This window comes from Affinirhizobium capsici, assembly GCF_977018625.1.
In genome coordinates, this window is sequence record NZ_CDRNXD010000004.1 from 342,460 (window position 1) to 355,592 (window position 13,133).

At 57.2% G+C, this 13,133-nt stretch carries 12 protein-coding genes; 5 read left to right on the top strand and 7 right to left on the bottom strand.

The window, feature by feature from the left end; genetic code table 11:
• The first annotated feature begins 68 nt into the window (after window positions 1–68).
• Window positions 69–230, top strand: coding sequence for a hypothetical protein (locus AC0JZ1_RS05030; RefSeq protein WP_471881325.1), 162 nt, complete (start codon window positions 69–71; stop codon window positions 228–230).
• An 80-nt stretch (window positions 231–310) separates the two neighbouring features.
• Entirely contained in the window at window positions 311–1,672 is a 1,362-nt protein-coding gene (locus AC0JZ1_RS05035) for an FAD/NAD(P)-binding protein (RefSeq protein WP_471881326.1), read from the top strand.
• A gap of 95 nt (window positions 1,673–1,767) precedes the next feature.
• On the opposite strand, the gene AC0JZ1_RS05040 is transcribed toward AC0JZ1_RS05035, so the two are convergent.
• From AC0JZ1_RS05040 to tkt, 5 genes are all read right to left on the bottom strand, one after another.
• Window positions 1,768–2,667 (bottom strand): fructose bisphosphate aldolase, encoded by a 900-nt coding sequence (locus tag AC0JZ1_RS05040; RefSeq protein ID WP_471881327.1) that lies wholly within the window; start codon window positions 2,665–2,667, stop codon window positions 1,768–1,770.
• Between the two features lie 216 nt (window positions 2,668–2,883).
• A complete protein-coding gene (locus AC0JZ1_RS05045; protein ID WP_471881328.1) occupies window positions 2,884–4,086 on the bottom strand; it encodes a phosphoglycerate kinase in 1,203 nt (400 codons plus the stop codon).
• A gap of 96 nt (window positions 4,087–4,182) precedes the next feature.
• On the bottom strand, window positions 4,183–6,009 hold the full coding sequence (locus AC0JZ1_RS05050) for a potassium/proton antiporter (RefSeq protein WP_471881329.1): 1,827 nt from the start codon (window positions 6,007–6,009) through the stop codon (window positions 4,183–4,185).
• A 341-nt stretch (window positions 6,010–6,350) separates the two neighbouring features.
• Window positions 6,351–7,361, bottom strand: coding sequence for a type I glyceraldehyde-3-phosphate dehydrogenase (gene gap, locus AC0JZ1_RS05055; RefSeq protein WP_471881330.1), 1,011 nt, complete (start codon window positions 7,359–7,361; stop codon window positions 6,351–6,353).
• A gap of 70 nt (window positions 7,362–7,431) precedes the next feature.
• On the bottom strand, window positions 7,432–9,405 hold the full coding sequence (gene tkt, locus AC0JZ1_RS05060; RefSeq protein WP_471881331.1) for a transketolase: 1,974 nt from the start codon (window positions 9,403–9,405) through the stop codon (window positions 7,432–7,434).
• A 374-nt stretch (window positions 9,406–9,779) separates the two neighbouring features.
• On the opposite strand from tkt, the gene AC0JZ1_RS05065 reads away from it, so the two are divergent.
• Both AC0JZ1_RS05065 and AC0JZ1_RS05070 read left to right on the top strand, forming a co-directional pair.
• The gene (locus AC0JZ1_RS05065; protein WP_471881332.1) at window positions 9,780–10,052 is read left to right on the top strand and encodes a DUF4164 domain-containing protein; all 273 of its coding nucleotides are present in this window, start codon (window positions 9,780–9,782) and stop codon (window positions 10,050–10,052) included.
• 15 nt (window positions 10,053–10,067) lie between these two features.
• Window positions 10,068–10,448 (top strand): cell division protein ZapA, encoded by a 381-nt coding sequence (locus AC0JZ1_RS05070; RefSeq protein ID WP_471881333.1) that lies wholly within the window; start codon window positions 10,068–10,070, stop codon window positions 10,446–10,448.
• A gap of 69 nt (window positions 10,449–10,517) precedes the next feature.
• Here the strand turns inward: AC0JZ1_RS05070 and AC0JZ1_RS05075 are convergent, their stop codons facing one another.
• Window positions 10,518–11,021 carry a pyridoxamine 5'-phosphate oxidase family protein gene (locus tag AC0JZ1_RS05075; protein ID WP_471881334.1) on the bottom strand — a complete coding sequence of 168 codons (504 nt, stop codon included), beginning with the start codon at window positions 11,019–11,021 and terminating at the stop codon, window positions 10,518–10,520.
• Window positions 11,022–11,217: 196 nt separating this feature from the next.
• Between AC0JZ1_RS05075 and AC0JZ1_RS05080 the strand changes: the two genes are divergently transcribed.
• Complete coding sequence (locus AC0JZ1_RS05080) at window positions 11,218–11,964, top strand: YebC/PmpR family DNA-binding transcriptional regulator (RefSeq protein WP_471881335.1); 747 nt, start codon at window positions 11,218–11,220, stop codon at window positions 11,962–11,964.
• Between the two features lie 74 nt (window positions 11,965–12,038).
• Here AC0JZ1_RS05080 and AC0JZ1_RS05085 read toward each other — a convergent pair whose 3' ends face one another.
• A complete protein-coding gene (locus AC0JZ1_RS05085) occupies window positions 12,039–13,034 on the bottom strand; it encodes an LLM class flavin-dependent oxidoreductase (protein WP_471881336.1) in 996 nt (331 codons plus the stop codon).
• Window positions 13,035–13,133: the final 99 nt, after the last annotated feature.

Consider the following 13,133-nt stretch of genomic DNA (forward strand, 5'->3'; position numbering starts at 1 on the left):
CCTGCCTATCTGTGGTGCAGGGGAAAAATGTCCAGCCTGTGGCTGATCCAGAGAAGCTGTAGAAATTCATGACAAAACTCATCGGTCTTCTGCTGCTCGCCGCCATGGCGGTTCACATCATCAAACCGCTTGGTTTGCCGGGCCTGCGTTACCGTTCCGACTTCTGGAAAATCGCTGTGATTGCCTTCGCAAGCTGGGCTTTGACCATGCTGATCCGCGATCTCACCTAACGAATTGAAATATTCTTGCTTGAAATCTCTACCAAATTACTAGTCTATTCCGGATGGTATTTTGACTGAGAGGAGCCAGGATGAAATACGATGTCGCCGTAGTGGGAGCAGGCTTTTCCGCCATCGCCGTTGTCATCAATCTCCTTCGCAAACTGCCTTCCACTGCCGCAATTGCCGTGGTTGGAGACGATCCCGGGTTTGGGCGCGGCACCGCCTATCGCAGTGAATTTCACGTTCACCGCCTCAATGTTCCGGCGGCTCGCATGTCCATTTTTCCCGATGAGCCGAATGATTTTCTCAATTGGCTGAAGGAGAATGGCCGCAGCACCGGCCCTGGGCAATTCGCGCTGCGCAGCGATTTCGGCCTCTATCTTCGGGATCGGCTGGCGGCGCTTTTGCGAGATCGCGCCAATCGCGCCAAAGTGGAATTCATCAAGGCTCGCGCCCTTGGATGCATCGATATCGCACCGGACACGACCATGATCCGGCTTGACCATGGCGATACGATTGTCGCTTGCAGCACGGTTTTGTGCCTTGGCGTGGGCAGCGCTTCGCCGCCGCAGACGCTTCAGGAATTACCGGATACCGCGCGCCAGCATGTGATCGATAATCCCTGGCGGCTGGGCTGGCTGTCCCGCGTCAAACCCAATGACCGGGTTTGTATCCTGGGGTCGGGGCTCACCATGATCGATCAGGTTCTTGCACTTCAACTGTTGGGGCATAAGGGACAGATCGATGTTCTGTCTCGACGCGGGCTTGTTCCCCATGCCCATGATCCGCAGCCGGTAACGCCGGTTGCACCGCAGTTGCCGGAAGAGAAACGTCAGATCAGCTTGCTCCTGAAGGCGCTGCGAAAACGGGTCCGAGACGGCGCACCATGGCGCGGCGTGGTGGATGGCCTACGTCCGCACACTCAAGCCCTCTGGCAATCTCTGTCCGAAGATCAGAAGAAGCGCTTTCTTCGCCACGCTTTGCCGTGGTGGACGGTGCATCGCCACCGCCTTGCGCCGGATGTGGGCGAAGCGTTGCAAGCACTTCTCGCAAGCGGACGGTTGTGCGTTCATGCGGGCTATCTTCAACAGGCCTCACCCTCTCCGCAAGGGATCAGCCTGACTTTCCGTAAGCGTGGAGGAAACGCGACCGAACGCCTGACAGCCGACTGGATTGTGAATTGCACGGGCATGGAAAGGACAGGCATCGATCACTCGCCTTTCCTCAAAGCTATGCAGGCCCGCGGACAATTGGGGGCGGACCCTCTTGGGCTCGGACTTTGTGTCGATAGCGATTCCCATCTCATCGCTGCGGATGGCAATCCGCATCCGCACATCTACGTGGTTGGCGCGCTCACCGCTGGCCGGTTTTGGGAAATCACTGCTGTGCCGGATATTCGCGTGCAGGCGGATAAGGTAGCAGGAAAGATAGCGCCTATCCGCTGTATGTGATCGATTACCTTGGAAAATGTGAAAGGCCGCTCCGTTGCCAGAGCGACCTTCCTCCTCTCCCTAGACCTTTCGGGCCTTCAACGGCCTCTTTGTCTTCAAGCGACTTTATTGACGCTGGCGTCGTGGATCTGATTGATCTTGTCCGCAACACTTGCGTTGAATTCCGCGTCGGTCATCGAGACCTGCAGGCCTTCCGTCAGGCCGCGCGAGAAGCTGGCAATCATGCCATTGTTACGCTTCAGCTTGTCGCAGGCGTCAGCCGTGCTGTAGCCGCCGGACAGAGCAACCATACGAACAACTGACTTGTGCGCGACGAGCGGCGCATAGAAATCCGGCACGGTCGGGATTGTCAGCTTCAGCATGACGGTTTCACCAGCGGGCAGCTTGTCCAGCTGGGCGGCAATCTCGTCGCGAAGGATGGCTTCCGCTTCCTGTTTGGTTGGGCTCTTGATCGAAACTTCCGGCTCAATGATCGGCATCAGGCCCTGGCCAATGATCTGGCGGCCCACTTCGAACTGCTGCTTGACGACTTCGGCAATGCCAGCCTTATCAGCATTGGCGACGACCGAGCGCATCTTCGTGCCGAAAATACCCTTTTCGCGACCACGGATCAGAAGCGCGTCGAGGTCCGGCATGGGCTTCATTGTCTGCACGCCGTTTTCTTCAGCGTTCAAGCCCTTATCCACCTTGAGGAAGGGTACGACGCCGCGTTTGTCCCAAAGGTAGGAGGGAACAGCCTCGCCATCCACATCACCATCCATCGTACGTTCAAACAGGATCGCGCCGATAACCTTGTCGCCCGTGAAGGCCGGTGCCGTCATGATGCGAACGCGCATGGCGTGCATCAGGCGAAACATTTCCTCTTCGCCCTGATAATCGGTTTCCATGACGCCGTATTGACGCAAGGCACCCGGTGTTGAACCTCCGCTCTGATCCAGCGCTGCGATAAAGCCTTGCGCTGAACTGATCTTGTCCAACATCTTTGGGTATCCCATACTCAACTCCTGTTCTTGAAACCGGGGCATAACGCGGTCATTCCGCTTGATACATCGCGGATAACAGAAGTTTTTTTGAAGGGAAATCCTGACCTAAGCCATTGAAACGATTGAAATCGTTTCAATCGTTTAAAATATCTAAATATTTTTAAATCAGTGGAAAGCGGGCTGCGGCGCTCTTGGAATAAGCTCCGCACGCCCTAATTGAGGCTGGCCTTATTGAGCGCGCGTCAGAACGGAAACGCCGGGCAATTCCTTGCCTTCCATCCATTCAAGGAAGGCGCCGCCCGCGGTTGAGACGTAGGTGAACTCGTCGGCAACGCTTGCATGGTTCAAGGCGGCTACGGTATCGCCACCGCCCGCGACGGATACGAGCTTCCCGGCTTCCGTTTGCTCGGCGGCAAACTTCGCCGCAGCAACGGTTGCGGTGTCGAAAGGTGCAATTTCAAAGGCGCCGAGGGGGCCGTTCCACACCAGCGTATGGGCGCGGCCAATCCATTCATTCACCGCCTCAACGGACTTTGGGCCGACATCGAGAACCATGGCATCTGCCGGGATGGCTTCGATATCGACAACTTCGTTTTCAGCATTGGCCTTGAATTCTCGGGCAACCACACCATCAACGGGCAGAACAATCGCGCATTGTGCGCTCGCTGCTTCAATCATGATCTGCTTGGCAGTTTCGGCAAGATCGTGTTCGCAAAGTGATTTACCCACGGATGTGCCGCGCGCTGCGATGAACGTGTTGGCCATGCCGCCGCCGATGACGAGGGCGTCCACCTTCTTCACGAGGTTCATCAGAAGATCGATCTTGGTGGAAACTTTTGCGCCGCCAACAATGGCTACGACCGGGCGGGTGGGGTTTCCGAGGCCCTTTTCCAGCGCCTCCAGTTCCGCCTGCATGGTGCGGCCCGCATAGGCTGGCATGTGGTGGGCCAAACCTTCGGTGGAGGAATGGGCGCGATGGGCGGCTGAGAAGGCATCGTTCACGTAGAGATCACCATTGGCTGCGAGCGCCTTGGTAAACTCTGGATCGTTCTTTTCTTCACCCTTATGAAAACGGGTGTTTTCAAGAAGAAGAATATCGCCGTTCTGCATGCCGGAGACGGCGGAAGCGGCAGCTTCGCCAATGCAATCCCCAGCAAAAAGTACGGCGTGGTCCAGCACTTCTTCGACGGCTGGCGCAATAAGTTTTAACGACATATCGGCAACCGGCGCACCCTTGGGGCGGCCGAAATGGGCCAGCAGGATAACCTTTGCGCCCTTGCCGGAAAGCTCAAGAATGGTAGGCGCAACGCGCTCGATACGGGTGGTATCCGTGACCTTCCCGTCAGAAACCGGGACGTTGAGATCGACGCGAACGAGAACGCGCTTTCCAGCAATATCGGTGAGGTCGTCAAGGGTCTTGAAGGCCGGCATGGTATCAATCCGTTCGTGGTTGAAATTCGCAGCGGACCATACCCAACCTGCCGCACGGCGCAAGCACCGCTTGAGCAAAAAGCGGCACCTCTCAAATTATCGCGCTTCCCGCTCCGGCACAGGTTTGCCGCGATAGCGGCGGATGAGGTCACGGATACGATGCGCAATTTCCCGCATATTAATGAAAATTGGCAATCGCGTCGCGGGCTCCACCGGTTCCAGCGAAATACCGACGGAACTGATATGCTCGTGTTCATCCAGATCGCGCACGATCAGAATGATAGAGCCGAGGCGAACACGGTCTGCGTAGTCTGCCTTGCCGCCTAGGCGATAGGTCATCAGATCGCCCACCGTCATGGCCTGTTCCGCCGTCGTCAAGAGGCCGGGGCCGTAGGCGGCATCCAGCTCTTTTGCCGGGCGGGAAGGGGAAACAGCAAAGGCACCGAAGAAATCGGCATCGTCTTCATCCACTGGCGCCCGGCTGGCAAACAGCCTGTCGAGCAGGCGTGAATAGCCAGGCGCGATGAAGAGATAGACGTGATCGTTTTCGCGCAAACGTCCCGCATATTGATAGCGCATGCTGCGCCCATCACGAATGACCAGCGAGGGTGCAGCCCAGCGCGGAATGCGCTCACCCCGCAAAACGGGGCTATCCTTGATGACGCGATAGGAGATCAGTTCGTGGTTGGCGCGTCCGGGCAGATCCAGTTCAACCTTGTCCACTTCGCCCATACGCGGCGGAATGATGAGACCGAGCCGTTCCGCAACCGGGCGGATGGTCCAGCCCTGCACCAGAAGCGAAACAAGGACGATGATGAAAGCCGTATTGAAGAAGATGTGGTTGTTGTCGATGCCGCCAAGGATCGGCATGATGCCAAGCAGGATTGAGACTGCACCACGTAGACCGACCCAGGCAACGAAGCCTATTTCCTGCTGCGTAAAATCGAAGGGCAGAAGGCTGAGCCAGGCGGCAATCGGGCGCGCGACGAAAATCAGGAACAGCGCAAGCAAAACTGCAGGTAGGAGAATGCTTGGAAATTGCGACGGTGTCGCGAGGAGCCCGAGCACCAGGAACATGATGATCTGCGCAAGCCAGGTCAGCCCATCCTGAAAACGCTTGATCGCCTCCTTGGCATAAAGCTTTTTGTTGCCCGCATAAATGCCGGATACATAAACTGCGAGGAAGCCGCTTCCGCCTACCGCTCCTGTGAAGGAGAAAATCAACATGGCTAGCGCCAGTACAAAGATGGGAGCGAGCCCCCGATCAACCGGCAGGCGGTTGAGAACGGTGACGATCATCATGCCGCCCAGCGCGCCCATGGCGCCTCCAAGTCCCATTTGCTTGAGGAACATGGCGAAGAGATCGAGATTGAAGCCCGCAGCGCCGTGACCGGAACTGATCAGTTCCACCAGTGCGATGGTCAAAAACACGGCCATCGGATCGTTGGTGCCTGATTCCACTTCCAGCGTGGAGCGTACCTTGTCTCGAATGTGAACGCCGCCCACACGCAGAAGGAAGAACACGGCTGCCGCATCCGTGGAGGCAACGATGGAGCCTAGAAGAAGGCCCTGCAGCCAGCTCAAATTCAAAAGAAGCGAAGCGGCAAATGCAAAGATGGAAGCGGTCAGCACGACACCAAGCGAGGCCATGGTGAGAGCAGGGGCTGCGGCTATCTTAAAGGCGTGCAGCGAGGTGCCGAAACCGGAATCGAACAGGATGACGGCCAGCGCCAAGGAGCCCAGCACATAAGCAAGGTTGTAATTGCTGAAGTTGATGCCGAGGCCATCGACACCTGCCAGCAGGCCGATCATCAAGAAGACAAGGAGGAGAGGGGCACCGAAGCGGAAGGCGAGAAGACTGGAAAAGGCTGCGGCAAGAACCAGAATCGTGCCCACCAGCACAAGGATGTAAAATGCCTCCAAAGCCCCAGTCCCTTCTCGCCGCCGTCAGCCCCATCGAGCAAAGTCATTCTTTCCGCGTCATTGCCGACGCACCGTTATCGGCTCGTCGTCAGCGCCTGCGTCTCAACATATCTATGTCATGCTGGCCCAGCATGTGCTGGAAAGAATCACCTGTGCCATCATTAGGCAGGATGAAATTCGGCAAGAGAAGGGCAAAGCTGCAACTTCCTGCTCGCAACTTGAGATATGCACCGGGGATAGAGCGGGACGTAAAGAAAGTCTGAACTTCAGCGCCTGACCGATGAAACGAATAAGGGCGGCCCGAAGACCGCCCCACAATTCTAGTGGCTGTTTGCGACCGATCAGATGAGCTTTGCCATGGCAACAGCGGTGTCCGACATGCGGTTGGAGAAGCCCCACTCGTTGTCGTACCAGCTGAGAATACGCACGAAGTTGCCTTCCAGCACCTTAGTCTGGTCGAGAGCGAAGATCGAGGAATGGCTGTCGTGGTTGAAGTCGCGCGAAACCAGCGGCTCGTCCGTGTAGCCCAGGATACCCTTCAACGCGCCGTTGGAAGCAGCGATGATGGCGTCGTTGATTTCCTGAACGGTGGTGTTTTTCTTCGCCACGAACTTGAAGTCAACGACCGATACGTTCGGCGTTGGAACGCGGATGGAGGTGCCGTCGAGCTTGCCCTTCAGTTCAGGCAGTACGAGGCCAACAGCCTTGGCAGCGCCGGTCGACGTCGGGATCATGGAGAGGGCCGCGGCGCGGGCGCGGTACAGATCCTTGTGCATGGTGTCGAGCGTCGGCTGGTCGCCGGTGTAGGAATGGATCGTGGTCATGAAGCCATGATCGATGCCGATCACGTCGTTCAGAACCTTCACCACCGGAACCAGGCAGTTCGTCGTGCAGGATGCGTTGGAGATGACGAGGTGATCCTTCGTCAGCTGATCGTGGTTGACGCCGTAAACGACAGTCAGGTCAGCGCCGTCAGCCGGAGCAGACACGATGACGCGCTTCGCGCCAGCCGTCAGGTGCGCAGCTGCCTTGTCACGCGCGGTGAAAATGCCTGTGCATTCCAGAGCAATATCAACGCCGAGTTCCTTGTGCGGCAGGGTTGCCGGGTCCTTGACTGCCGTCACCTTGATCGGCTTGCCGCCACCAACGGTGATGCTGTCGCCATTGACCTTGACGTCTGCCGGGAACTTGCCGTGGATGGAATCGTAACGCAGCAGGTGCGCATTGGTCTCGACAGGGCCGAGATCGTTGATCGCAACCACTTCGATGTCGGTACGGCCCGACTCGACGATAGCACGCAGAACGTTGCGGCCAATACGACCGAACCCGTTGATGGCAACCTTGACAGTCATGTGCATTCACTCCCTGAACATGGGCTTATGATGATAGAAAAACGGGCGCCACGAAGGCGCCCGGAAGAGTTTAAAGCTTGGCCTCGGCAGCAGCGACGACGGCTTCCACCGTGATACCGAAGTGCTTGTAGAGATCCTTGGCCGGACCAGAAGCACCGAAGGACTTCATGCCGACAAACGCGCCATCGCTGCCGATGATTGCATCCCAGCCTTCGCGAACAGCAGCTTCCACGGCGATCTTGACCGGAGCCTGGCCGATGACACTGGCACGGTATTCGTCCGACTGCTCGAAGAACAACTCGACGCAGGGCACGGATACCACGCGGGTGGCCACGCCCTTTGCGTTCAGCACTTCCGCAGCCTTCACCGCGATTTCCACTTCCGAACCGGAGGCGAAAAGGCTGACCTTTGCGCCATCGGCCTTGCGAAGTTCGTAAGCGCCGGAGGCAGAGAGGTTTTTCTGAGCATAATCCAGACGAACCGGCATGAGGTTCTGACGTGTGAGCGCAAGACCGGATGGGCGATGCTTCTCATGCAGCGCCAACTGCCAGCATTCAGCCGTTTCCGTTTCGTCTGCAGGACGGAACAGCAGCAGGCCCGGGATGGCGCGCAGGGCAGCGAGATGCTCAACCGGCTGGTGGGTCGGGCCATCTTCGCCAACGCCGATCGAATCATGCGTCCAGACATGCGCGACGCGAATGCCCATGAGGGCGGCGAGGCGCACGGACGGGCGGCAGTAATCGGAGAAGATCAGGAAGCCGCCAGAGTAAGGAATAAGACCACCATGCAGCGCAATGCCGTTCATGGCAGCAGCCGTTGCATGCTCGCGAATGCCATAGTGCATGTAGCGACCAGAGAAATCGTCAGGTGTGATCGACTTCATCTGGCTGGTCTTGGTGTTGTTGGAAGGCGTCAGGTCGGCAGAGCCGCCCAGCGTTTCCGGCAAGAGGCCGTTCAATACTTCCAGAACGTCTTCCGATGCCTTGCGGGTGGCAACGGTCGGGTTGTTCTCGGCAACCTTCTTCTTGAAGCTATCGATGGCTGCATCGAAGCCTTCCGGCAGATCGCCAGCGAAACGGCGAACGAATTCTGCGCGCTTCTCGGAAGCAGCCAGACGCTCTTCCCAGGTCTTGCGAACGCCTTCGGAGCGCTGGCCTGCCTTGCGCCAAGCATCCAAAACGTCAGCCGGTACGGAGAAGGCTTCCGCTTCCCAGTTCAGGGCCTTGCGGGCAGCAGCAATTTCTTCCGCGCCAAGCGGCGAGCCGTGCACCTTGTGGGAGCCCTGCTTGTTGGGAGCGCCAAAACCGATAATGGTTTTGCAGGCGATGAAAGTCGGACGGTCAGACTTCTGCGCAGCTTCGATAGCAGCAGAAATCGCAGCCTGATCGTGACCATCAACTTCGATCGTGTTCCAGTGAACGGACTTGAAGCGGGCGAGCTGATCGGTCGAGTCCGATAGGGAAACAGCACCGTCAATGGTGATTTTGTTGTCGTCCCAGAAGACGATCAGCTTGTTCAGCTTCAGGTGGCCAGCCATGGCAATGGCTTCCTGGCTGATGCCTTCCATAAGGCAGCCGTCGCCCACGAGTGCGTAGGTGAAGTGGTTCTGCAGGTCGGAGCCGAATTCTTCGGCCAGCTTGCGTTCTGCAATCGCCATGCCAACAGCATTGGCGATGCCCTGACCGAGCGGGCCAGTTGTAGTCTCAATACCGGAGGCATGGCCATATTCCGGGTGACCGGCAGTCTTGGAACCCAGTTGGCGGAACTGCTTGATGTCCTCCATCGTCATATCCTCATATCCTGTCAGGAAGAGGAGCGAATAGAGAAGCATGGAACCGTGGCCAGCAGACAGCACGAAGCGGTCACGATCCGGCCAGAGCGGGTTCTTCGGGTCGAACTTCAGGTATTTGCTGAAAAGGACGGTCGCGACATCAGCCGCGCCCATGGGAAGGCCGGGGTGACCGGAATTGGCCTTCTCGATCGCATCCATGGCAAGGAAACGGATCGCATTCGCCATCCGGTTATGTTGTTCGACAGAGGTCATGGCTAATCCGCTGGTTTGCAGTGTCAATCACAGCCCAAGAGTAGGACCAAATGAGGCGCGGGTGTTCAATATCAGGTGCAACGGCCAAGTCAATAAATCCCACCCGCCAGACGTGGCCGCGAATGTATTTGATCGACCCCTCAAGTAGGAGGAAAGAATCTCGGTTAAAGGGTCGCGGACAAGTTATCGGGCCAATGATGTCTCAAACATGGTGTGCACTTGACCTTCGTGCATCGATCCACAGGTAAGGCTGGGGCAGGGAGGTGTCCCTTTATTGACCACTATTGCGGTGGAGCATAGTGTGCAGTGCTTATGAAACATGGATCCAGGTTCGATTCGAGAACCTGCCCTGACGATGCGTCGCAACCTGCGGGATGCCGGTGAGTAAAACCTTGGAAGCAGCCATTTCCGAACTCTGGGCAGCGGTTAACCGCCTGGAGACCGCCGTTGATATGCGGATTGAGCGGCAGCGCGAGGCAGCCGATGTGGATCAGGAAGTTCGTCGCGTCCATGCCGACCGAGCGAAGCTGGCGCATGAGCTGGATCAATCTGAACTGCGCGCAAACCGCCTGGAAGAGGTCAATCGGGAAGTTTCCCGTCGTCTGGTGACAGCGATGGAAACGATCCGGGCCGTGCTTGACCGTTAAGAAGAAAGAAGGCGCATGGCTCAGGTCACAATCAATATCGATGGCAAGGCTTACAGGATGGCTTGTGAAGAGGGGCAGGAAAGCCACCTCGAAATGCTGGCCACTCGTTTTGACAAATATGTTGGGCATTTGAAAAGCCAGTTCGGCGAAATCGGTGATCTGCGCCTGACTGTGATGGCCGGTATCATGGTTATGGATGAGCTGGCGGAAACCAACCGTCGTGTTACAGCTCTTGAAAAAGAGTTGGATGGCCTTCGCGCACATGGCGATGGGGCGGCAGAGACCCATGCCCGCAACGAACAGGCCATGATTGGCACGCTCAGCGAGCTGGCAGGCCGTCTGGAAGGCATTGCATCCAAGCTCAGCACCAAACCCAGCCCTCAGCCTAACTCCTGAAGCAAGCGCGTTGCAAAAAAAAGCCGGGAACCCCAAGGGAACCCGGCGTCTTTGTGAATCAGGCTGGTATCAGGCGAAAGAAAGATGCTGCTTTACGCCAACATCCGGCATCTTTTCGTCACTCATATTGGCCTTGGCAATTTCCCAACCGAACTTCAGCGAGCTATCGGTAGAAGCCCAGATTTCCGCGTCATCCAGATGCAATGCGAGCATTGTAAGTTGCGGATCGTCCTTACCATGTTCGTACCAGGCAGCCGTCACGGCGCTCCAATATTCGTCAATCTTGGCGTGGTCCTTCTTCACTTCGATAACGCCTGCAAGGCAAGCGTGGTAATCGTGATCCTTGCCGACCACGCAGAAATGCGCCCGGGTGCCGGGGCGAATGGCTTTCACCAAATCGGTGTCTAGCTTGGTGTAGAACCAGACGGTGTTCGTCTTTGGATCCGCATGGGGTGCCATTGGCTGGAAATGCATGTGCGAACCTTCGATGCCCAGCATGCCCGCATGGATGGAATTGATCTCTTCCCACAGCTGCTTTGCTGGGGCTTCGCGGGCTTCGGTGAGACTTGCCATTACCATTCCTTCCTAATGTAAGAGTTCGTGCGGAGAACGCTGCCGGTTGTGCTTTGTTCCTTTTTCGCGATCGTGTCAGAAATGCTTGTTCAGCAAGATGCGCTGGCGCTGCCTGTTGCCGCTTTTTTCTTGAACACGGGGCGTTTCGTGCCTATAAGCCCGCCATTCCAGACATATTACGCGATGAAGGGGTGCCATGGCTGGCCATTCACAGTTCAAGAACATCATGCACCGCAAGGGACGGCAGGATTCCATCCGGTCGAAGATGTTCTCCAAGCTTGCACGCGAAATTACTGTTGCTGCCAAGTCCGGTCTGCCCGACCCGACCATGAACGCGGCTCTGCGTCTGGCGATCCAGAACGCCAAGGCGCAGTCGATGCCGAAGGATAATATCGACCGCGCGATCAAAAAAGCCTCCGGTGCTGACGCTGAAAGCTACGACGCGATCCGCTACGAGGGCTACGGTCCGGGCGGTGTTGCCGTGATCGTTGAGGCGCTGAGCGACAATCGCAATCGCACGGCTTCCAACGTTCGCTCCATTTTCACCAAGGCAGGCGGCGCATTGGGTGAAACCGGCTCGGTATCCTTCTCCTTCGATCACGTCGGCGAAATCGTCTACAAGGCCTCCGCCGGTAGCGCCGATGCCGTGATGGAAGCGGCCATCGAAGCCGGTGCAGACGATGTGATTTCTGACGACGAGAGCCACACGATCATCTGCGCGTTCGAAAGCATCGGCGAAGTGTCCAAGGCCCTTGAGGCATCGCTTGGCGAAGCAGATACTGTCAAAGCCGTCTGGAAACCGCAGAACACGGTTCCGGTCGATGAAGAAAAAGCACAGTCGCTGATGAAACTCATCGACACATTGGAAGACGATGATGACGTGCAGACCGTCTATTCCAACTTCGAAGTGTCTGATGAAGTGATGGCCAAGCTCTCGGCCTGATCTTTCTGTCCGTAAAGAAAAGCGCCGGTTGCTGGGCCAGCAACCGGCGCTTCTTTGTCTCCGGCGTGAAAGCCTCACATCTTTTGCATCAGCGGTAGGTTGGCGAAAATTTCCGCCGAGCGGAGGCGAGCCTCGAAGTCATGTACCGGCATGGAGATGATCAACTCATTCGCCCCGGTCTCGCCCAAAAACGCGGTAAGCTTTGCTTCAACAGTCGAGGCCGATCCCACAGCCGCGTAGCGCAGAGTATGCTCGACATTGATCTTTTCCATGTCGTTCCAGATGCCATCCATGCTGGCCACGGGGCGAGGGAATTTGGAGCGGATATTGCGGCGCAGATTGACGAATTGCTGCTGAGCCGATGTGAAATGATGCTGCGCTTCCTCATCCGTTTCAGCCGCGACACCCATGACACCCACCATCATGTAGGGCTCGGCTAGTGCCTCAGAGGGCTGGAAGCGCTCGCGATAAATCGCAATGGCGTCCATCAGCATATCGGGCGCGAAATGCGAGGCGAAGGCATAGGGCAGGCCGAGGGCTGCGGCGAGATGCGCGCTATAGACACTGGAACCCAGTAGCCAGATCGGAACATTGGAATCCACGCCGGGAACTGAGAGGATCGCCTGATCTTCGCGAGGCGCTCCCAGATATTGCTGCAACTCGATGATATCGTGCGGAAAGTTTTCGGCACCTGCATCCAGATTACGGCGAAGCGCCCGGGCCGTGCGCATGTCCGTGCCTGGTGCGCGGCCAAGGCCCAGATCGACACGACCGGGAAAAAGAGCGGCAAGTGTGCCGAACTGTTCTGCAACGACAAGCGGAGAGTGGTTCGGCAACATGATGCCGCCGGAGCCGATGCGGATGCGTTCCGTGCCCGCACCAACATGGCCGATGACCACTGCGGTTGCGGCGCTCGCTATGCCCGGCATGCCGTGATGTTCTGCCAGCCAGATGCGGTTATATCCGAGCGCCTCCGCCTTTTGGGCAAGCTTTCGTGATTGCTGGAGCGCCTCGGAAACCTGCAGCCCTTCTGCGATGGGCGAAAGGTCGAGAATGGAAAAGGGAATCATGATGATCTGCTTTGTTCAGTTCTTGAGTTGCCTTTTTATTTAGGAACTCCGAGCGCCGAACTTAAGAGGCGGAAGCGAATTAGCGCTCCTGCCTCGTTT

Excerpts from the sequence above, each read along its gene's own strand:
- AC0JZ1_RS05045 (WP_471881328.1), bottom strand. The coding sequence starts at position 4,086 with ATGCCGGCCTTCAAGACCCTTGACGACCTCACCGATATTGCTGGAAAG.
- AC0JZ1_RS05085 (WP_471881336.1), bottom strand. The coding sequence starts at position 13,034 with ATGATTCCCTTTTCCATTCTCGACCTTTCGCCCATCGCAGAAGGGCTG.
- AC0JZ1_RS05080 (WP_471881335.1), top strand. The coding sequence starts at position 11,218 with ATGGCTGGCCATTCACAGTTCAAGAACATCATGCACCGCAAGGGACGG.
- AC0JZ1_RS05040 (WP_471881327.1), bottom strand. The coding sequence starts at position 2,667 with ATGGGATACCCAAAGATGTTGGACAAGATCAGTTCAGCGCAAGGCTTT.
- AC0JZ1_RS05030 (WP_471881325.1), top strand. The coding sequence starts at position 69 with ATGACAAAACTCATCGGTCTTCTGCTGCTCGCCGCCATGGCGGTTCAC.
- AC0JZ1_RS05075 (WP_471881334.1), bottom strand. The coding sequence starts at position 11,021 with ATGGCAAGTCTCACCGAAGCCCGCGAAGCCCCAGCAAAGCAGCTGTGG.
- AC0JZ1_RS05035 (WP_471881326.1), top strand. The coding sequence starts at position 311 with ATGAAATACGATGTCGCCGTAGTGGGAGCAGGCTTTTCCGCCATCGCC.
- AC0JZ1_RS05065 (WP_471881332.1), top strand. The coding sequence starts at position 9,780 with ATGCCGGTGAGTAAAACCTTGGAAGCAGCCATTTCCGAACTCTGGGCA.
- gap (WP_471881330.1), bottom strand. The coding sequence starts at position 7,361 with ATGACTGTCAAGGTTGCCATCAACGGGTTCGGTCGTATTGGCCGCAAC.
- tkt (WP_471881331.1), bottom strand. The coding sequence starts at position 9,405 with ATGACCTCTGTCGAACAACATAACCGGATGGCGAATGCGATCCGTTTC.
- AC0JZ1_RS05070 (WP_471881333.1), top strand. The coding sequence starts at position 10,068 with ATGGCTCAGGTCACAATCAATATCGATGGCAAGGCTTACAGGATGGCT.